21 protein-coding genes and 1 pseudogene are annotated in these 19,603 nt (G+C 53.4%); 14 read left to right on the top strand and 8 right to left on the bottom strand.

What is annotated here, in order from left to right:
- The 3 genes and pseudogenes from nadA to ACXJJA_RS09170 form a co-directional block, all read left to right on the top strand.
- Positions 1 to 706, top strand: a 706-nt coding sequence (gene nadA, locus ACXJJA_RS09180; protein WP_456487916.1) for a quinolinate synthase NadA, incomplete at its 5' end; no start/stop codon positions are given.
- 49 nt (positions 707 to 755) lie between these two features.
- Entirely contained in the window at positions 756 to 1,526 is a 771-nt protein-coding gene (gene larE, locus ACXJJA_RS09175) for an ATP-dependent sacrificial sulfur transferase LarE (RefSeq protein ID WP_456487915.1), read from the top strand.
- A 136-nt stretch (positions 1,527 to 1,662) separates the two neighbouring features.
- A pseudogene (locus ACXJJA_RS09170) lies at positions 1,663 to 2,943 on the top strand (FAD-dependent oxidoreductase); the annotation flags it as partial.
- Between the two features lie 34 nt (positions 2,944 to 2,977).
- On the opposite strand, the gene ACXJJA_RS09165 reads toward ACXJJA_RS09170, so the two are convergent.
- Together ACXJJA_RS09165 and ACXJJA_RS09160 are read right to left on the bottom strand one after the other, a co-directional pair.
- Positions 2,978 to 3,358, bottom strand: a complete 381-nt coding sequence (locus tag ACXJJA_RS09165) for a hypothetical protein (RefSeq protein ID WP_456487914.1) — start codon at positions 3,356 to 3,358, stop codon at positions 2,978 to 2,980.
- Positions 3,355 to 4,329, bottom strand: a complete 975-nt coding sequence (locus ACXJJA_RS09160; RefSeq protein WP_456487913.1) for an AAA family ATPase — start codon at positions 4,327 to 4,329, stop codon at positions 3,355 to 3,357. The genes ACXJJA_RS09165 and ACXJJA_RS09160 overlap by 4 nt, the downstream gene beginning before the upstream one ends.
- 110 nt (positions 4,330 to 4,439) lie before the next feature.
- Between ACXJJA_RS09160 and ACXJJA_RS09155 the strand changes: the two genes are divergently transcribed.
- The 4 genes from ACXJJA_RS09155 (at position 4,440) to ACXJJA_RS09140 (ending at position 5,637) form a co-directional block, all read left to right on the top strand.
- A complete protein-coding gene (locus ACXJJA_RS09155) occupies positions 4,440 to 4,631 on the top strand; it encodes an oxidoreductase dimerization domain-containing protein (RefSeq protein ID WP_456487912.1) in 192 nt (63 codons plus the stop codon).
- 9 nt (positions 4,632 to 4,640) lie between these two features.
- Positions 4,641 to 4,844 (top strand): ubiquitin family protein, encoded by a 204-nt coding sequence (locus ACXJJA_RS09150; RefSeq protein ID WP_456487911.1) that lies wholly within the window; start codon positions 4,641 to 4,643, stop codon positions 4,842 to 4,844.
- A 4-nt stretch (positions 4,845 to 4,848) separates the two neighbouring features.
- The gene (locus tag ACXJJA_RS09145) at positions 4,849 to 5,178 is read left to right on the top strand and encodes a hypothetical protein (RefSeq protein ID WP_456487910.1); all 330 of its coding nucleotides are present in this window, start codon (positions 4,849 to 4,851) and stop codon (positions 5,176 to 5,178) included.
- A 153-nt stretch (positions 5,179 to 5,331) separates the two neighbouring features.
- Complete coding sequence (locus tag ACXJJA_RS09140) at positions 5,332 to 5,637, top strand: PLP-dependent aminotransferase family protein (RefSeq protein ID WP_456487909.1); 306 nt, start codon at positions 5,332 to 5,334, stop codon at positions 5,635 to 5,637.
- Positions 5,638 to 5,911: 274 nt separating this feature from the next.
- Here the strand turns inward: ACXJJA_RS09140 and ACXJJA_RS09135 are convergent, their stop codons facing one another.
- A complete protein-coding gene (locus ACXJJA_RS09135; RefSeq protein WP_456487908.1) occupies positions 5,912 to 7,573 on the bottom strand; it encodes a NosD domain-containing protein in 1,662 nt (553 codons plus the stop codon).
- 404 nt (positions 7,574 to 7,977) lie between these two features.
- Between ACXJJA_RS09135 and carA the strand changes: the two genes are divergently transcribed.
- Positions 7,978 to 9,075 (top strand): glutamine-hydrolyzing carbamoyl-phosphate synthase small subunit, encoded by a 1,098-nt coding sequence (gene carA, locus ACXJJA_RS09130; protein WP_456487907.1) that lies wholly within the window; start codon positions 7,978 to 7,980, stop codon positions 9,073 to 9,075.
- 83 nt (positions 9,076 to 9,158) lie between these two features.
- On the opposite strand, the gene ACXJJA_RS09125 is transcribed toward carA, so the two are convergent.
- Positions 9,159 to 9,737, bottom strand: a complete 579-nt coding sequence (locus ACXJJA_RS09125) for a hypothetical protein (RefSeq protein ID WP_456487906.1) — start codon at positions 9,735 to 9,737, stop codon at positions 9,159 to 9,161.
- A 69-nt stretch (positions 9,738 to 9,806) separates the two neighbouring features.
- Here ACXJJA_RS09125 and ACXJJA_RS09120 point away from each other — a divergent pair, with 69 nt between their 5' ends.
- Positions 9,807 to 10,733, top strand: coding sequence for a hypothetical protein (locus ACXJJA_RS09120; protein WP_456487905.1), 927 nt, complete (start codon positions 9,807 to 9,809; stop codon positions 10,731 to 10,733).
- Positions 10,734 to 10,777: 44 nt separating this feature from the next.
- Here ACXJJA_RS09120 and guaA read toward each other — a convergent pair whose 3' ends face one another.
- Positions 10,778 to 12,322, bottom strand: a complete 1,545-nt coding sequence (guaA, locus tag ACXJJA_RS09115) for a glutamine-hydrolyzing GMP synthase (protein WP_456487904.1) — start codon at positions 12,320 to 12,322, stop codon at positions 10,778 to 10,780.
- A 134-nt stretch (positions 12,323 to 12,456) separates the two neighbouring features.
- Between guaA and ACXJJA_RS09110 the strand changes: the two genes are divergently transcribed.
- Genes ACXJJA_RS09110 through cdhC form a run of 4 tightly spaced genes read left to right on the top strand, consistent with a single transcriptional unit; the run spans position 12,457 to position 17,055 of the window.
- Positions 12,457 to 12,678, top strand: a complete 222-nt coding sequence (locus ACXJJA_RS09110; RefSeq protein WP_456487903.1) for a hypothetical protein — start codon at positions 12,457 to 12,459, stop codon at positions 12,676 to 12,678.
- A gap of 5 nt (positions 12,679 to 12,683) precedes the next feature.
- Positions 12,684 to 15,218 (top strand): anaerobic carbon-monoxide dehydrogenase catalytic subunit, encoded by a 2,535-nt coding sequence (locus ACXJJA_RS09105; protein ID WP_456487902.1) that lies wholly within the window; start codon positions 12,684 to 12,686, stop codon positions 15,216 to 15,218.
- 2 nt (positions 15,219 to 15,220) lie between these two features.
- Complete coding sequence (locus tag ACXJJA_RS09100; protein WP_456487901.1) at positions 15,221 to 15,667, top strand: carbon monoxide dehydrogenase beta subunit family protein; 447 nt, start codon at positions 15,221 to 15,223, stop codon at positions 15,665 to 15,667.
- The gene (cdhC, locus tag ACXJJA_RS09095; RefSeq protein WP_456487900.1) at positions 15,664 to 17,055 is read left to right on the top strand and encodes a CO dehydrogenase/CO-methylating acetyl-CoA synthase complex subunit beta; all 1,392 of its coding nucleotides are present in this window, start codon (positions 15,664 to 15,666) and stop codon (positions 17,053 to 17,055) included. Before ACXJJA_RS09100 ends, cdhC begins: the two co-directional genes overlap by 4 nt.
- Before the next feature lie 46 nt (positions 17,056 to 17,101).
- Here the strand turns inward: cdhC and ACXJJA_RS09090 are convergent, their stop codons facing one another.
- The 3 genes from ACXJJA_RS09090 to ACXJJA_RS09080 are packed head-to-tail and all read right to left on the bottom strand — an operon-like array spanning position 17,102 to position 18,765.
- Complete coding sequence (locus ACXJJA_RS09090) at positions 17,102 to 17,587, bottom strand: hypothetical protein (RefSeq protein ID WP_456487899.1); 486 nt, start codon at positions 17,585 to 17,587, stop codon at positions 17,102 to 17,104.
- Complete coding sequence (locus ACXJJA_RS09085) at positions 17,588 to 17,983, bottom strand: hypothetical protein (protein ID WP_456487898.1); 396 nt, start codon at positions 17,981 to 17,983, stop codon at positions 17,588 to 17,590.
- Complete coding sequence (locus ACXJJA_RS09080) at positions 17,980 to 18,765, bottom strand: ATP-binding protein (protein WP_456487897.1); 786 nt, start codon at positions 18,763 to 18,765, stop codon at positions 17,980 to 17,982. The genes ACXJJA_RS09085 and ACXJJA_RS09080 overlap by 4 nt, the downstream gene beginning before the upstream one ends.
- Positions 18,766 to 18,856: 91 nt before the next feature.
- Between ACXJJA_RS09080 and ACXJJA_RS09075 the strand changes: the two genes are divergently transcribed.
- A complete protein-coding gene (locus ACXJJA_RS09075) occupies positions 18,857 to 19,594 on the top strand; it encodes a TIGR00266 family protein (RefSeq protein WP_456487896.1) in 738 nt (245 codons plus the stop codon).
- Positions 19,595 to 19,603 lie beyond the last annotated feature (9 nt).

Here is a 19,603-nt window from a genome sequence, read left to right as displayed (position 1 = left end):
TTATCAGCGTGCGGAGGTTCAGGACGTTGCGGATTTCGTCGGCGATTCGTTGGAGCTTGCACGGCGAGCGGCGGAGACGGACGCGGACGTCATCGTGTTTTGCGGCGTCGACTTCATGGCTGAGACCACCGTCGTGCAGGTCTGCGACGGCGCCGGCACCGTCGTCGCCGCCGACTCTCGTGTCGTTCAGGGCATCGGCGGCGCGATGTCCGGGCTCGCCGAGACGTCGCCCATCCCCGAGGTCATCGCGAAGCTCAAGGCGAAAGACTGCCTCGTTCTCGACGAAATGCACGCCATGATCGACCAGGCCGCCGGTCTGAAATTCGCGTTCGAAAAATACAACCATGTGGGCGTCACCGTCTGCAGCCTCGACGATGCAGAACGATGCCGAGAGGTCGAAGCCGCGGCCGGTAAGGGGAAGACTGCCATCCTTTTCGGTGTACACATCACCGGAATGAGCGAGGGCGATGCTGAGAGGTTCATGGAGCTCGTGGACATCACGACGGCGTGCGCGTCGAAACACATGCGAAGGCTCGCTGGGAGGGCGCTGGCGCAGGTAGGCGTTGCAGTCCCGATACTCGCAATGACTGAGACCGGTAAGGAGCTCCTTCTCAACAGAATAAAGTACCTTAAGCGGCAGGTCTTGATAAAAACGGCGGAGCTCCCGGAACTGCCTGAGGACAGGCAGCCGAGACCACTACTTTAGATTCATGTCCGCACGTCTCCAGCGAAGAACGTATGAGGTGTAGGTTGAAATGACGAACATTTCCGAGCTTCAAAACTACATAGAAAGACGCATACGTAACTTTGGCGATGTGCGAGCGGCAGTGGCTTTCTCTGGAGGTGTAGACAGCTTTCTCGTCGCATTCGCCGCCAGAAGAGTTGCTGATGCCGTCACGATAGATTCGGAATTCGTCCATCGCCGCTCTTTGAGGGAGGCGAGAGAGCTCGCTGGAAAATTCGGAATCGTGCACAAAACGATCAAAGTAAGCGTTCTGGACGGCGAACTCGCTAGAAATAGGAGGGAGCGGTGTTATTTGTGCAAGAGAAAAGTATTTAAGGTAATAAGGGACGCAGGATACTCGGTGATTATCGACGGAACTAACTCCTCTGATATGAAAGAAGAAAGACCAGGATTAAAAGCATTAGAGGAGTTTGGGGTCATTTCGCCGCTCGCTGAACTCGGAATCTCGAAGGAAGACGCTCGCAGGCTCGTCTCAAAGATAGATGAAAAAGTGGCGGGGAAGCCCCCGGAGTCGTGCCTTGCAACTCGCATCCCCTTTAACGAAAAAATAACGTTGGACAGGCTCCGCAGGATTGAAATGGCTGAAGAAATTCTTAGAACCTTGCTTAAGATAAGCCTCGTAAGAGTGCGAGACCACTTTCCGATTGCGAGGATCGAAGTTCCGAAAGAAGAGATTCCGGCGCTCGTCTCGGGGCTATCGTCGAGAAATGACGGGTTTTCTGAGCTGAAGAAGCTTTACAGGTACATAACTGTCGACTTGGAAGGATATAAGCAGGTTTAGGAGGGGAGAGAATGACCACCGCTACGGAGGGGGGTCCAGCTGGGAGGTTCGGGGCGATTGCACTGAAAAAGCTATGAGGCTCGCCGATAGTAGTTGAGAAGAGGTACGTAGGGGGGCGGGCGAGTGCGCAAACCTCAGGTGCATCGTGGAAGGCTCCCTTGTGGAGTGCGCCGTAAGTCTGGATCTGATGGAAAAGATGGGACTCTGCGAAGAATTCGGGCTGAAAAAGCCGAAATTTGTGGAAATTCTCAGGAAGATAAAAGAGATGCGAGAGAAGATGCAGGGCTTTTTCAGGGTGCAAAACAAAATGCTTGGGATCGAGTACGTAGAAGGCGAGGCCGAACTTCTTGATCCTAAAACCGTTGAGGTCGATGGAGAGAAGCTAAAAGCAGAAAATATCGTGATAGCAACTGGCTCGCGCCCTAAAATCCCGAACATCAAAGGGAACGACTTGCAGGGGGTTATAACATACAGGGAAGTATTGGATTTGAAAAGACTCCCTGAGAAACTTGTCATCATAGGCGGGGGGAGCATTGCCGCTGCGTACGGGTACGCGTTCAGGATTTTCGGCTCGGAAGTAACGATTCTCGAGAAACACAGGTTTTTAAGCGCCCTTGACAAGGATTTGCGCAAGTATGCGAAGAGCCAGCTGGAAAGCCGCGGAGTGCGAGTCCTTGAAGGCGTGGACGTCGTAGAAATATCGGGGGGTTCCGAGGTAAATTCCGTACTAGCGGAGGTTCGTGGTGGAATTGAGGAGTTCCCTGCGGACGCCGTGCTGCTCGCGATAGGATTAACGCCAAATTCTGAAATAGAGAGGAAGATGGGGGTGAAAATAGAAAAGAACAACGAAATTATCGTGGATAAAAGAATGCGAACCTCAGTGGAAGGAGTTTACGCCGTAGGAGACGTTACAGGGCCTCCTTATCTCACCCCGGTTGCAAGGCGTGAGGGCATAGTCGCAGCCTCGAATATCATGGGGCGCGACATGGAGATGAGCTATGATTTCGTTCCCATGTCGGTGTTGATGGGCATCGAGCTTTCGTGGGTCGGTACGACAGAGGAGGAAGCTCGCAAGAACCATGAGGTGGACGTGCTCATGAACCCCGGCGGCGTCGTGTGCACTATGGGTTTTCAGACATCCAAAGATTCATTTTCAACAATTTTGAAAATCTTGCTCAGACTCGGAAAGGCACTTTCTAAGCTCCTTATACTCGCCCTATCTATCAGATCCTTCACTCTCATGTCGTGCTCCCTCAGAACTTTCATGATCGTTTTTCGAAGAAACTTTTTAAACTCTCGACCCTCTCCGAATCTGCTTCTTGTTCTCTCCACATCTATCGGAATTCCAAGTTCGATCTCAACAAGTCTTGCTATGTCCTCCTCAATGCACTTGATCTCGCCCAGCACGGCGGTATAGACCCGCACCCTGTGAGAGCCTACAAGACCTTTTATCAGGAATGCACCACTCTCAAATATCCGGAAGCTTCAACCCTCACCTTTAGCTCTTTGCGAAAGTAGTTTACGACGTCCTCCGCACTTTCTATGTGCTCCGCATCCATCAGGAATATGAATGAGGTGATTCCATATTTTCCCGGATATATATTCACTATATTGTACACCGAGCGACCCTTTACCTTGCCGCGTGTCGCCCTTCTTCTGTCTCTAATTTCTAGCTTCTCCGTCAGGGTTTTCGGAAACCAGAGCACGCCTCTCCCATTGTGCTTTTTGGCGATGGCGGACATCACGTCGAACTCGATGTTCCCGTTTCCCGTCGAAACGAGGAACGCCGCTTTCCGGCTTCCGAGTTCCCTGACGACGATCATACGAATCACAGCCTCAGCGAGTCCACAAGGAGGCGCGGATCCTGATTCGCGTAGATTATATCCTCCAGTTCGTCGAGCGTCAGCTTTTCGCAGATCAGCTCGTCCTGCGGCGACTTCTTGAGCTGCAGAACTGTGGTGTCCTTCAGCCCGACTTCCAGCAGTCCGTAGAGCACATCTATGCTGTGCGTCGCTATGACCACCTGCCAGTCCTTACCATTCAGCCATTCGAGCAGCATTTTTACGAGGCTTGGATGCGCCGAAGCTTCGAAGTCGTCCCACAGGATTAGTTTTGGTTGCATCACCTCCAGCAGGAGCATGATTCTCACGGCCTTTTTTAACCCATCTCCGAGATCATCGATGTTTATGTAGAGAGGCCCCCTGTCGGGAAACTCCTTCCTGAGGCTGAGCGCCCTCTCCTCCCAGAGCACTTCGGTGTATTCGTCGTCCACGCATTTGCTCACCTCTCTTGCAACCTTTGTGTTGGCTTCAGACTTGACGATCTGGTTTTTCAGATTTCGCAGCTCTTTGTCCAGTGCAATGATCATTTCCCCGTAGATATGGGGTAGGAAGAAGACGCAATTTTTCAAATCATCTTTGTCGATTTTCAGAAGGGATGCGAGGTCGGCATCGGCGATGTCATCGACAACTTTCCCATCGACTTTGAGAGACATGTTTTCGGGACCGATTAAATCCAGAACCCAGGTGCTACCGTTTATGGTGTACCTGATTCTAGCCTTCCCCGAGTAACCGTAAACGAGAGAATCCCTTCCGCCGTGAAGTTTGACAAGAAAGAGTCCCCTCTTCATTCCCCACGGGTAGAGTACGCTTTTAGGCCGGGGTAACAGGGACAGAGCTTCAAGTACGGAGGATTTACCAGAGTTGTTCCTCCCGACTAGAACGGTGAACTTGGATAATTCCAACGGCTTTTTACACCTTCTGATACCCCTGAATTCCTCAATATCTACCTGTGAGACGAACATGGCAACCCATTCTTCAATGCTGCTGTCAATATTCTTAAACGTTTGGTCAGACCGTACCGGTAAGGGACAGATGCGTTTGGCTTGTGGGTAGGGACGCTTCGCTGACGGGTATGATAAAAGTCGTCGCCGATGCGAGGACTCATAAGGTCCTAGGCGTGCACATGGCGAGCTATAGCGGGAAGAACGCCCTGCATTACATAGCGGCGATGATGTGGAGAGGCTTGACGGTAGACGAGTTGGGTGAGATTATCGAAGTGTATCCGGACAACGACGTACTCCCCGTGGTCGCCAAGACCATGTAGGGGGATTCCATGGTGAGAGTGATCGTCCCTGGGGGTAGGGTGAAGGAGCTCGAGATAAGCGGAGAGCTTTCCGCAGAAGAGCTACTCAAAACGCTTGGATTAAATCCTTCAGAGTTCCTCGTGGTGAAGGGCAAGAGGATAGCGATGCCTGAGTGCGAAAGAGTGCGCAACGATGACGAAATCGAGCTTGTGAGGGTCGTCCACGGCGGGTGATCGGATGGATATCATGCAAATATACAGGCTGATGTTCGCGCTCGAAGACTTAAGGGAATTTTTCAGGAAGAGGGCTCCAAGTGCGAAGCTCGAAAGCAAAAAGCTCGACAGGGTATCAAGCGAGCTCGTGAGGGAGATAGAGGTCGCGCTTGGAAGACATGTGGAGGGAGGAGTTGGCAAATACATCACCGACAACATTGAATTGAGGGTGCGTGAGGAGGAGTTCATAGCTTTTGGTGGCAGGAACCACCCGACGGGTGGAGGAATGCCGCCTTTCTCACCCCCGTTAGCTTTTAAAGTCGGGCTCCAATATTACTTTAAGCGGAAGCCCTAAGGCACCCTTTGGGAAACCGCTGTGGGGCGATGATGCTTGAAACTGTGTGGATAGGAGCGGGCTCCCGTCCACAGGGCTGCTGTCAACCAACCTGATGTAGGGGTTGTCCTGCATGGCAATCACCTACAAGCCTCCCGTTTCAACGGGTGGTAGTTGACAAATATACACCCGATCCAAGCGGGCGGGCGGCTCACGCCCGAATCCCGTAAGGCTTTGATCACTTATGGTGATGGTTGCTCAATTTGTGACCACTGTTACGCACCTTTCAGGCTCGACTACATAAAAAGACCTCTCGTGCACGAGTTTCTCGAGGAGCTTGCTGAGTTCCTGAACATACACATAGCTCGAATAGTGCGAGGCGCGAGGGATGGCTTCCGCATCGTAGCGTCTGCTCTCCTTGAAAAGGAAGACATCGTCTTGGTGTCTGAAGTCGCACATTACGGTTCTATTGAATCTTAGGGTGTTGCGTTTGTGGTGTTGCGAATATGGTGGTGAGAAATTTAAAATAGTTTAAAGCATTGATGCTAATAAGAGGTGCTACAATGACGGATTCTGAGCATTTAGGAGAGAACGAAAAAGAATCCAGAGAGGAAAAAGAAGGAGTGGATCCTTTGATACAACTTTTGAAAAATAAAGAGAGGGGGGTATTAAGATAAGAGTGGCTTTTATATCCATTTCACGTAGCGAGAATCGCAGTAATGACGTTCTTGGCGATGAAGGAGCTGCCTCTTCCTCACAACAAAGAGGAATTAAAAGCATTCATAAGGACCGCATTGAATACTATACTCTCCTTTACCTCTTTCATGCCCTCTTCAGGTGTCATCCCTTCTTCTTTTACTGGTATATACCTCCAATCTGCGCGATCTTCGCTTATCAATCTGGATTCGTCGAAAAGGGCGACGTACCAGGATGCGTTGAACGAGAATCTCCATCCCGGAAGCCGCCAGCTGAGCGTGAACGTCTTTTCGTAGAGCGGCGGCAGCCATAGCGATCTGCTTATTATCGGGAGATGCAACCCGTAGTTCGGCAGGTCGAGCCGCCATAGGAATTCCACGTTCCGCCATTCATTCGTCGGGTTCCGCAGCGTGATGCTTATGAGCATGGTGTCGCCGGCGGCGTATTCGTACCTGTCCGTCGAGATCGAAACGGTCGGCGGCGTCGGCGGCAACACCGTGATAAGCCTGCTCGTCGAGTTCTTCGCTCCGTCATCGTTCGTGACCGTCAGGGTCACCCTGTAGTTCCCTGCCGCCGAGTACGCGTGGGTCACCACCACACCTGAGGCTGTTGCCCCATCCCCGAAGTCCCATTCGTAAAGCACGACCACGCCGTCGGGATCGTATGAGGAGGATGCATCAAATGTTACCGTTTGATTAACTACTGGATGTTCTGGCGTGTATGTGAAGCTTGCGACCGGCGGCTGGTTCTCCGGCGCGAAATAGTTCTCGAACGGCTCCATCAGCGGATAGTAATCCTTATCATCCCCGTCTATGGAATAAGGCGTGTCCCCTATCCCGTCGCCGTCCGCGTCGCTCCCTCTGTAATCATCCCAGTAGTTGCCCATGTACCCCTCATACTCATGACCCTTGTATGTGTATGCTATCTTCTCTGTCGAACTCCAGATGTTAGCGGATCCCCAAGAATAAACATTATCGTAATTGTCTACGAAATTGTTGAGGTATATCTTATTGTTGTTTGAATCCCGGAGGTGGATGCCCTCATCGTCGTTCGACGAGATGGTGTTGTTTGATATTCGGTTGTTGTTTGAATCCCGGAGGTAGATGCCCTCATCCCCGTTCGACGAGATGATGTTGTTGCATATCTGGTTTTTGTCTGAATAATTATCGAGGAAGATGCCCTCATCGTCGTTCGACGAGATGGTATTGTTGCATATCTGGTTGCTGTCTGAATACCAGATGACGATGCCCTTATCCCCGTTTGACGAGATGGTGTTGTTGCAGATCTGGTTGCTGTCTGAATCCCAGAGGTAGATGCCATAATAATTGTTCGATATGATGTTGTTAATAATGATGCTATTGTTTGAATATACAAAAACTCCTGCATCCGCCCAACCCGAATTTCTTACAGTAAATCCTTCAATCCTGACGCCATCTGCATCTAAGCGGATGACATCACCGCGTCCTCCACTATCAATGATGCAATTAGCGGGGCCATTTTCAGATTTCAATGTTAGTTGCTTTACACGCACCCTCACATTCTCGTAATAGATTCCATCCCTCACAACAATCGTATCTCCAGCAGAAGCATTGCCCACCGCCCATTGGATCCTCGCATAATCATCGGGCACGTAGATCGTCCTCGCAGACGCTACACCCGCGAAAGCGAGGAAGGACAGCACCAGTAAGAGGCAAAGCAAGGCTTTACTCTCCATCTCCATCCCCAGGTTTAGGGAGAAGATTTTCATTTAAAAATTTTTCCCTAAACTTACCAGCATTAAGAATGCCCACCCGTCCTCGCCGCCGGCGCGGTTCGCCACGAGGAGGATGGGAATCAACACCTTCGACACCCGCTCAAAGGAGACAACCCGCAGATAACTAAACATATGGGTGTGAGGCGAAACGAGACTACATGACTTATCCCCTCTGCATCGGGTCTAAAGAGAGCCTGCCACCACATCCACAACACCACAATGCAATACCTGAGATTCAACGAACCTTCATAAGGGAGCACCCGCAATCCTCGATGGCGCCCCGCGGCTACAAGCTGATATGCCTCGAAATTTCGCATAGACAAAATCATTAAGCGGACAAGCTAAATACCCATGAACATTAAATAAAAAGGATGCAAGCGATACTGGCGCTTGAGGACGGCACGCTCGTGGAGGGCGAGGGCTTCGGCTACCCGAAGGTTGCGACCGGCGAGCTTGTGTTCGCAACGCCGATTACGGGCTATGAGGAAGCACTGACCGACCCCTCCTACAAAGGGCAAATTCTCATGCTCACGTATCCGCTCATTGGGAACTACGGGGTCAGCGGCGCCAGATTCCAATCAGATGGGATAAAAGTGGAGGGCTTCGTCGTCCGTGAGATATGTGAGCGCCCGTCGCACTACAAGTCGAAGACGACTATAGACGAGTTTTTGCACTCGGAGGGAGTCCCTGGAATCTGTGAAGTGGATACGAGGATGCTCACGATAAAGACGAGGCATTACGGAACGATGAAAGCATGTCTCATCGTGAAGGAGGAATTAAGCGAGGCGGACAGAGCAAAGGCGCTGGAGCTTGCAAAGACGCAGCCTGACATCTCGGAGCTCGACTTGATAGAGCAGGTAACTTGCCGAAAGCCTTACAGAATTAAAGGCTCTGGAAAGAGAATTGCGGTGCTGGACATGGGCATCAAGCATAACATCCTGAAGAGTTTAGAGCGGCGTAATCTCGACATTTGCGTGTTCCCGGCGGGGACGCCCCCCTCCGAGATCGAGAGCGTGGAGCCCTCCGCCATCCTGCTTTCCAACGGTCCCGGCGACCCTCAGCGCGGGAAGAACGCCATAAACGTCGTAAAGCATTTCTTGGGGCGGCTTCCGATATTTGGGATATGCTTAGGACATCAGATAATAGCGTTAGCGCTGGGCGCCTCCACATACAAGCTGAAGTTCGGGCATCGGGGCGCAAACCAGCCCGTCAAGGACTTCGAGCTCGGAAAGGTATTTATAACGTCACAGAACCACGGCTTCGCTGCCGCCGAAGAGTCGTTGGCAAACGCCGAGGAAGGGACGCGGGTTACACAAATAAACGCCAACGACCTGACAGTTGAGGGCTTGGAAAACCAATATTTGGGCGTTTACTGTGTGCAGTATCATCCTGAGGCGAGCCCCGGGCCTTGGGATACCGAACGCCTTTTCTTCGACAGACTCGTCAGGACCGTAGAGGCGTGGCATTAGTCCTTATGAGCGCGGACTTCGGCATCGGTTTCTCCGTCGTGCGAAATACTGCTCGTTAGCGTGCGTCAAAGCGTCTTAGCGGTTCAGATGCGCTTCCGCCGCATCACAGCGAGCGCAAAGGCGACTACGCAGACTGCAACCTCAAAGCCGGACGGCGTCGGGCTGCGGTTCGCCGCTGGCGCCGACGGTAGCGTCACTGTTGGTGTTGCTGTTGCCGCAGACGGTGTTCCCTCTACCGTCGTCGTCACGGCGGCTTCTGCCACAATTTTCTCGGCTAAAGCTTTGATGTCTTCTGCTGAACTTTTAATTTCCTCCGCAAGAGTTCTGATTTCTGAGGTGGGAACTTCGATTTCCCCGACAAGGCTCTTGACGTCTTCGGCGAGAGTCACTATCTCCTCAGCTTGAGACTCAGCAGCGGGGGCGGCTCCCGCAACGTCCTCGGCTAAAGCCTCGATATCCCCAGCCAACGCCTCAATCTCAGCGATTAATCCCTCAATATCTTCAACTGAAGCCTGAACGCTCGTAGCCGCCACCTTAACCTCAGCGCTCAACTCAATGATGCTCGTAGTCGAGTTCTCAGTATCAGCCGCTGCAACCGCAGATGCTAATGTCGGAGCTACGAGGGCTAATACGCAACACGTAAGCGCGACTAAATGCGTCATGCTCTCCTATTCTTTCGGTCTTCACTTTTAACGGTAGTGTTATTTCCGAGAACTGTCATCAAAATTTTAATGCCGAGTGTTACCTTCGTGGGCAAGGTTCTGAGGGCGCTGCCGTCGGCGGGCGGCGAGGGCGTCAGAAGCCTAATCCTCGCAAATGAGTGTGGTTACGTCCGTGCTTTCTTCCGAGACGAAACGGTGGAGCTTCTTGATGGAATAAACGTTGGCGACGTCCTCCTCATTGAAAACGCTTACGTCGGCAAAAAAGCGACGAAAACCATCAGAGTTGGCAAATACGCAAAGGTCAAAAAGCTTGACTTGGACGTTAAGGCATTGCGGGACGTCAGAGCCACGTATATCACGACGCTTGCTGTTGCCCGTCCTGAAAGCAACCACGTCTGCGTCGCCGGCATCGACGAACATGGAAACTGGCTTCGCCTTCAGTCGATTTATGAGGAGGACATCTTCTCACATGGCGGCAGCGAGCCGAATTTCAGAAACTTCTACGTCTCTAAAGTTTACGTGGACGAGTGGCACGGCAGAAACCCACGGTTGGAAGACCGCTTTTTCATTTTCGGTGAGGGTGTCGTCAGGGAGCTGAATGATGAGGAGAAGAAGAAGTTTTTAGAAGAGCATTTGGACAGGTCGGTGGACGCCGTCTTCAAGAGCGGGCGGACACTTGGGCTTATAAAGCCGAAGATTTTGCGGGCTTACGAAGACCGCCGTCGTGGGGGGCGGAGCTACGGGCAATATATAAAATTTGACTTCAGGGACGGCACCGGTAGGCTCTTCCGGCGTTGGTCGTGCCGCTGTCTCGCATTCTACGACTTTTGGAATGATTTCAAGAGGCAGAAACGCCTCTTCTTCGGCTACCGCATGTTAAGGTTTCTACGAAAACATGATGTTTACTTCTGCATCGGGCTGACGCACTCGGACTACGGCTTCAAAAACCTTGAATACGGGGCGTTCCCAATGGTTGTCGGCGTGCATGTCATTTGATGCGTTGTGCGGCTCGCTCGTGCTTGGTGTCGGCACCGCTGACGTCAGCAAGGCTCGATGGTGGACGGCGGCTTCGATGAGATTGCGTAGGCGACCCACGTAACGCCTTTGACCTCGTTAGTTATTCTTCGGCTGATGTTTTCGAGCACGCCATACGGCAGTCTGGCGAAGTCGGCGGTCATCGCCTCTACGGACTCGACGACACGCACGATGACGACGTGTCCGAGAACTCGCTCGTCGCCGAGGACGCCTGTCGCAAGGTCGTCGCCGACGATTGCGAACGCTTGCCAGACCTTATCATACCAGCCGCTCCTCCGCAGCTCCTCCTCGACGATGAACGAAGCTTCCCGGCAAATCCGCAGCTTCTCCTCAGTAACCTCGCCAATAATGCGGGCGGCGAGCCCCGGACCGGGGAACGGATGCCGCTTTATTATCTCCTCAGGGAGCCCCAATTCCTTTGCTATTTCTTTAACTTCGTCCTTGTAGAGGTCCTTTATCGGCTCTACGAGCTTGAGGTTCATCTTCTTGGGGAGCGCTGCCACGTTGTGGTGTGATTTTATCCTCGACGCCCGCCTGCCACTTTGCGCTCGTGCACTTTCAATTCTGTCAGGGTAGATGGTGCCCTGAGCGAGAAAATCCACCTTGCCAAGCTTCCGGGCTTCCTCCTCGAAGACACGGATGAACTCCTCGCCGATAATCCAGCGCTTCTCCTCAGGGTCGCTCACGCCGCGTAGTCGTCGCATGAAACGCTCCCTCGCATCAACGTGCACGACTCGCAGCTTCAGCTTTTTAAAAGTTTCCAGGAGCTCTTCAGTCTCGTTTTTCCGCATGAGCCCGTGATCCACATAAATGCAGGTCAGGTTCTCGCCGACCGCCTTGTGCACAAGGAGCGCCGTCGTTGTGGAGTCAATGCCTCCGCTGAGCGCGCAGATTACCTTCCCGTCGCCGACCTCTCTTTTGACTTCCTCGATGGCACGCCGCACGAAGCCCTTAAGTTCCCAGTTGCGCTGCAAGCCGCAAACTCGAAACAGGAAATTCCCAATAATTTCTTTGCCGCTCTCGGTGTGATGCACTTCGGGGTGGAACTGCACGCCGTAAATGCGGTCGGCGAGGCGGAAAGCAGCGAGCGGCGAGTGCTCGGTGTGCCCAAGAACTTCAGAATTTGGCAACGATTCTATCCTGTCGCTGTGCGACATCCAGACCGTTAATTTCTTGCGTATGCCATGAAACAGCTCGTCTTCACGGTCCACGAAAAACTCGGTTCTGCCGAACTCTCTTTGCTCCGCCCGCCGCACGACGCCGCCTTTGAGGTGTGCGATGAGCTGCGCACCATAGCAAATTCCTAAAATCGGGACGCCGAGCTTGAAGACCTCGAGGTCGCACATCGGTGCATCGCGCTCATAAACGCTCTTCGGACCGCCTGAGAAGATTATTGCTTGTGTCCCACCCTCTACAAGACTCTCAGCGGAAACGTCGTGCGGGAAGAGCTCGGAATACACGCCAAGCTCTCTACACCTCCTGACGATGAGATGCGCATACTGCCCGCCGAAGTCCAGCACCGCGACCTTCTGCCGCATGCCCTGCTCCATCCTGTCAAATTCGTCTCCCGGAGTTAAAATGGTGCTGCTCATCGGACACGCTTTGCCCGCGCCTAACGAAAAGATATAAATCATGTTTTTCCATTATCTATAGTTGTGCCCCATGGGCCTTTGGGGTGGTAAAAATGGGCGGTTTATGTGAGTTGTGTGGGAAAGGAGATGCTGTGAACGAATGCAGCGAATGTGGCGCCAAAATATGCGACTCCTGCACGAAAGAGGTATCTTACGAGGAATTTCACCCCGGATACAGGATGAAAGGCGAATCCTTTATAGGAGCGATGAGTGAGGGTGTTGTGAGGAAAAAATTGTGTCTGAAGTGCTTTGAGGAAGTAGATTTGTTGGGGTGACGTTTTTGTTGCCTAATTCTCGGAACGATTTAGATACTCCCGTGGCGACTGTCGGGAAGACTTCGGTGCGGATATGCGATGTCGTGAGGGATGTAAGAGGAATAGAAAGCATCGTGAAACGAGCGATAGAAGACCCTGACTTCGGGTGGCCCGAGCGGAGGCTGCAGCAAGTCGAATGTCATTTGCACATCTTTCCGTCTGCGAAGGAGCTTGAGGACTGGGATGGCTTCTTGCTGGGTAGATACCCGCCCGTATATTCGCCGAAGTCCTCGAGATGTAACGACTGCATGCTTGGTGTCTGCGACTTGAGTCGGGAGCGGGGGGCGTGCGGCATCGACTTGAAGACAAAATGCGCAAGGGACAGCCTGCTCGACGCCTGTAAGGGGGCTTCCCAGATGATTTCGCACGCAAGAGCGCTGCTCAACGAAGCACTAAAGCGTTTTGGTAGAGATAAAAGGATAAGTCACGGAAAAAACGTAAGATACCCATCAATTAACACGATGCTCTTCACAGGGACGCCGATATACACGCTCGGCGATGCCGACGACGCTTTAAGGTATGCGGAGGAGCAGCTGGTTGAGCTCCTTGCGGCGGCGTCGCAGGAGTCCAACGTTATCGACTTGGAAAGCAAGGCGTTCCATGCCGGCTCGATGTATTTGCTCGCCGGTGAGGTTGCGGAGCTTGTGAAGGAGGCATGCTTCGGGCTTTGCAGCGCCGCCGACCGGGAACTTGTGGAACTCCCGAACTTCCCGCATTTCATAGAACGTGGCGTCGGCGCCCTCGACCTTGAGAAACCCGTCGTGCTCTTCGTCGGAAATTCTTTCCTCGTAGGCATAGCGGCTGTTGACTTCGTGCGGGCAAGTGGGCTTGAGGACGAAGTCCAGATATGCGGCGTTGGACAGATGGGGCTCGACCTCGGACGTTATTACGAAAAGACGAAGAATCTCGGCGGCGCCTTGAAAGTTTTAAGGGTCTTGCGTGCGGGAATTCCTGACGTTATTGTCGTCGGCGAGCAATGCGTCCCGGCAAACATCTTGGAAGAAGCTAAGAAAACAAGGACAGCAGTCGTCGCAGTCTCGCAGAATATGAGCATGGGTTTGGAGGATAGGACCGACGCCGCTCTTTCCGAAATCGCAAATGCGTTGATAAGCGGCGAGGAGGCGGGCGTGCTCATACTGAACCCGAAGAAGGCGGCAGAGGTTGCTGTGAAGGTTGCAAGAGAGCTTTCAAGAAGTAGGAAGAAATTTGAGCTGCCAGGGCTGGAGGCTGCAGAGAAATGCGACGGCTGCGGCGCCTGCGACGACGCTTGTCCGAACGACCTTGAGGTTTCGGCTGCGGTGCTTGCCGCAAAGGAGGGGCGTGCTAATGAATTATCCGAGATTTACGACGATTGCTTGTTCTGCGCAAAGTGCGAAAGCGTCTGCATTGCGAGAATTCCGATAGTCAGCTTGGTCTTGAAAGCAGCCGTGGACAAAATGCGTGCGGAACGCTTTAAGATGCGCCCGGGCAGGGGCACGCCGTCACATTTGGAATACAGGGACGTGGCATACGCTTTTGGCTTCGGAACTGTCTCGGGCATGGTCGCAATCATAGGCTGCGGCGCTGGGAACGAGCAGGACGTCGGTTACATTGTGAACGAGCTCGTGGACATGAACTTCCTCGTGCTGACTGCGGGGTGCGTCGCCGCCGACATTGCGTCGTTTTACAATGAGGTGGAGAAGAAGCACTTGTATGAGGCGTGGGCGGCACTCCTCCAGATACGGGGCTTTTTGAACTGTGGCTCGTGCTCGGCGTTCAGCCACGTCGCAAGGGCATTTATAAAATACAACCACTTAATCGCACGGCTGCCTCTCCTCGGAAACTTCGAAGAGCACGCCGATTACACCCTTGGCAAGATGCCCATGGGCGTTATAATCTGGGGACCAGCGTCGCCGCAGCTCTACGCGGCAGCTGCTGGTTTTGCACGCCTCGGGGCGCCCGTCGTCCTCGGACCGCACGGCTGGAAGTTCCAGCGGTTCTTACTGGGTAACGTCGAAGACCGCGGCAAGTGGTGGGCATACGACGGCTTCACCGGGCGTAAGGTGGAAGTTGACCCGGCGCCTCCGCATCTCATCATACCCGTCGAGACGAAGGAAGAGGCGCTCACGATGATTACGAGGCTTGTCTTCCGGGTCAATGACTTCAGGGACGGACGCATGTCGAAAATGGACAGCTATTGGTCGTTCTACGAGCGCTTCTTCAACAGCATCCCCGAAGATTTCCACCTCTACGTGCGGGCGGACGCTGAGCTCCCGTGGACGAGGAAGCACAAGATGATAAGGATTCTCGGTGAGAAATACGGCTGGGACGTTGACAAGCGGCGGGGCTTGATAATAAGGGCTAAACACCGGGATGGGAGGCTCCTAACGCCTGAAGAGTATGCGAGAGATTACGGCATAAGAGTGGGACAATATTCGACGTTTTTAGAGCGGCTGATAATAAGGGAGGCGGCGAGGAGGGGGGAGCTCGCGGACGCCGATAAGAAGGACGAGGGGTGGTAACTGTGATTGTGGACGTAGAGGGGGCCGTAAGGGTCTTGAGGGATGCAAAGAAGCTGTTAATCCTCGTGGGCTCGCGGCTGGACGGCGATATTCTGAGCACGGTCGTGAAACTGGCGGAAGGTTTAGGTGCAAAGGCAGGAATTGCCGCAACTGGAAACACGGCTGCGCCATTGAGGGAAATGGGCATTGACGCCGGTAAGGAATGGACTGCGGAGGTCGTGAGCCGTATGCTGCATTCGGAGGGAGATAAGCCTGACCTCCTGGTTTTTGTGGGTTTTTACTCCTTCGTGCTGAGCGGCGTGCTTTCTACGTTAAAGCATTTTGCGAGTTGCAAGACTCTGGCGTTGGAGCGTAGGCGTTTTGAAAATGCGGACTTCTCGCTCTCTGAAATGTCAAAAGAGGCGTGGAGGGATGCGTTGATGAGGATTGCTGAGGGGGTGATTAGATGATAAGAACGCCGGCGGACCACAAGCTCCCGAGGGGGAGGGAATATTGGGCGCCTGTGGATGACATAGAGCGATTGTTTGACGAGTTGCCGACCGAGATTTCGCCAAGGTGGGCGGGCGAGCGAATCCCGAAAAAGGACCTGTGGGTCGAGCTCGGCGGCCCAAAGCATGACTACAAGAGCTTTTACCTCATAGAAAAAAGAGACCCGAAGGAGATAGAGCATGGAAAGATTGAGATTGTGGGACCTGAGCTCAGCGAGCTAGAGGAGGGCATGAGCCTGCCTTTCGGCTATTACCTCATCGTCGGCGGCGAACGTCTCCAAGAGGAGCATGTCAGCTACTTCGAACGCTGGGCGATGGATAATCACGTCAAGCAAGAAGGCATACTCTGGCTCAACACTCGCAATATGGTCTGGGCGAGAATTCACAAGCGGCTGAAAGGTAGAATTGACTCCTTCAAGTATTTGCCTTGGGCAGCGATGGGTATGTTCCTGTCGCAGCTGCCCACAATCATTGACGCCATCGAGGCGAAGATGATAATAGCATCGCCAGAAATCGGCGGCAAGGAGCTCATCGCCGAAATCATAGAACAACAGTGCAAGCCAATATGGGATGCTCGAGACGCGCGGGCTATGGAGATGCGGGACGAGGAGGCTGATGTCTTCTACGGCTGCACGCTTTGTCAGAGCTTTGCGCCGAACCACTGCTGCGTCGTTACGCCGGACAGGACGCCCTTCTGCGGCGTGCTGAACTGGCACAACACCCGGGCATGCCTCGACGTGGACCCGCAGGGCTACTGCTTCATCATCCCCAAAGGCGAATGCATAGACCCCGTCGCCGGCAGATACACAGGTGTGGACAAAGCCGTTTACGAGCGCACGAACAGGACAATACGGCACGTGAACCTGTATTCCGCCATAAAATACCCGATGACGTCGTGCGGCTGCTTTGAAGTTCTGGTGTTTTACATTCCTGAGCTTGACGGACTCGGCATCGTGAACCGCACTTACAAGGGCTTAACGCCTTTAGGGCTGAAGTTCTCAACAATAGCCGGCATGTGCGGCGGCGGCGTCCAGTATCACGGCTTCTGCGGCGCCTGCGTGCTCACGCTCAAAAGCCCAAAATTCCTCGGCGGCGACGGCGGCTGGGACCGTGTTATCTGGATACCCAAGGATTTGAAGATGAAGATTGCCGACGCCATCCCGGAGACGCACTTCCACCTCATAGCGACTGAGGAAGACGCTGTCGAGCCCGACGAGCTTAAAGCTTGGCTGAAAAAAGTCGGACACCCTATCGTGAAGAGGTTTTGGAAGAACGGCGAGCCGACGCCGCTGCAGCTACCAGGTCCTGGCGAGTTATGGCCCGAAGACAAAGCGGAAGAGGCGCCTTGAGGCACTTCCTAAAACGATGCTCAAAGCAGCGCCCTGAAGCAAGCAGCTAAGGGCACCTGCTCAGAAACTCTCTTATTTTCATTTTTTGCGCCCTTTTCGCATCTTCAAGTTTTTTGGCAAGCTCCTCACTCAGGGCGACGCCTGTTGCCAGCCTTAAAATTTCAACGTATGAGACAAGCTCTTTTTCCAAAAGTAGCTCGTAACAACGTTGAATTTCTTGCGCATCGACATCAGGGGCGACTGCCGTCAGCTCGTGCAACACTCCTATCTTCTCTACGCTCTCTCTTGGCTTAATCGTCATCTGAGCAAAGAGCTTTGCGTAGGCGTTCTGAATGATGCCACCCTCAAGCTTCGGCAGGAAGCCCACGAGCTTCACGAGCCTCGCAACGCCGTGCACCAAGCACTTTTCGAGAAGCCGCTCGCACTTCTCACGAACGCCCGCTTCAAGCTCCCGCCTCAATTTCTCATAGGCGGCGGCGTCCGCTTCTGCTTCTAACGCCTCTTTCAAAGATAATATCTCCTCAATTCTCATTCATCCAAAATAAGGATAATTCCGTTTCTTGTAACATTCCTCCTTGAAGGGGCAGCCCTCCGCCGTCCAGCATGCAAGATATGCTTCTTCGACGTATTCGTCTTCTTCTTCGTCGTAGTCCTCGAACACGAAGCGTGGCTCAAAGCACTCATACGCATCCCAAGGGCGAATTATTCTGCCGTAGCAGTAGCCCACGCTTCCCCTTCTTATCCCTTCCACCAGCTCCTTCACCGCCTCGTCAATCTCGTAATTCCACACGGGCACCTCGACACGTCTCCCTAAGACCTCTATTACAATAACCTCGTCGCTTTTCGTCCGTTTGACGTCAAACATCGCTTTTTTCACGACGGCACGCTCCCAATGCTTGCACGAGTAGCAACAGCGCATCGTTCTCACCTGGAACCCACGTAGGAAAATATCCTCTCTTTAATCTCGTATATCTTCTCCACGGCTTTGCCGCCGACATCTATCGGCGCCCTCCCCTCAATGTCTGCTTTTATCAGGGCGTCGTCGTAAGGGATGACTCCGATGACTGGCATCTGCAATTCTCGCTCAAGCTTGCTTTTAAGGATTTCTATGACGCCCTCGTCGGCGCTCGCTTTGTTTATCGCAGCTACAACGTTCCTCACGCCGATGTCCGCTGCAAGCTTCTTTATGCGTTTTGCGGTCTCGACGGAACGCATCCCCGGCTCTACGATCGCCAGCATCAAATCCACGCCCCTTGCGGTGCCGCGTCCTAAATGCTCGATGCCAGCCTCCATATCGAGGATTACAACCTTGCCGCGGAAGATAACGTGGCGGAGCAGTGCTCGCAAGAACGCATTTTCGGGACAGACGCAACCGCCGCCACCCTTTTCGACCGTGCCCATGACGAGAAGGCGGACGCCGTCAGGGGCGATGACGCTGTATCTCATGACGACGTCGTCCACTTTCGGGTTAAGCTTGTAAACGCCGCCATAACCACCAGCCCGCTCGTATATTAAGTCTTTAAGCTCTGAAATGGGCGTTGGAACCTCTGAAACGCCGAGCGCCGACGCAAGGTTCATCGCAGGGTCGGCATCTATGGCGATGACCTCGTAGCCCGCTCTCGCAAGCGCTCGGGCGAGCGTGCCCGCAAGCGTCGTCTTCCCGACGCCGCCTTTCCCCGAAATCGCTACCTTCACGCTTCTCTTTTGCATGCCTGTTAATATTTTGGTGCCATTAAATTTCATTGTATAGGGTGCCGTGGTATCGCCGAAGCTTTTAACAAATCGGCGCAAAATTTGCCTTATGGAATACAAGATCATTGGGGACAATCTCCAAGTTGTAGAGATTATGCTGGGCGCCGGCGAGGGGGTTTACGCCGAGGCGGGCGCCATGGTTTACATGAGCGGAAACGTCAAAATGGAAGCAAAAGCCAAAGGTGGTTTCTTAAAAGGTTTAAAACGGAAGCTCGTAGGTGAGACCTTTTTCTTGACGGAGTTCTCCACAAGTGGCGGTCCTGGTGTAGTCGCATTTGCTGGAAACGCCCCCGGCACGATTCAGCCCGTTAAAATTTCTTCGGCGGAGCGAAAAGAGTTCATAGCGCAGAAGGATGCGTTTTTGTGCGCCGAGGACGGCGTTGACCTCGGCATCACGTTCACGAAGAAGCTCGGCGCTGCCATCTTCGGCGGCGAGGGCTTCATCCTCGAAAAATTTTCGGGCGAGGGGCTCGTGTTCCTGCACGCCTGCGGCGATTTCATAGAGAAAGAGCTGAACGTCGGTGAGACTTTGAAGGTGGATACGGGTTGCATCGTCGGCTTCGACGCCTCCGTGCGCTATGACATCGAGTTCGTCGGCGTGAAGTCCGCACTCTTCGGCGGCGAGGGCGTCTTCGTCGCTACCCTCACCGGTCCCGGCAGGGTTCTCCTGCAGTCAATGACGCTGCACAACCTCGCAGCGGCGCTCCGCCCGTTCCTGTCTGTTGGAACCTCAGGCGCCGACCGAGAAATCGGTTTCAAGATAGGCGGCTTTAAGATGGACATTTGAGGTGCGAGG

The organism is Candidatus Alkanophaga liquidiphilum, assembly GCF_053996935.1.
The sequence above is the reverse complement of the archived record's forward strand: the minus strand, read 5'-3'. Positions and strand labels throughout refer to the sequence as shown.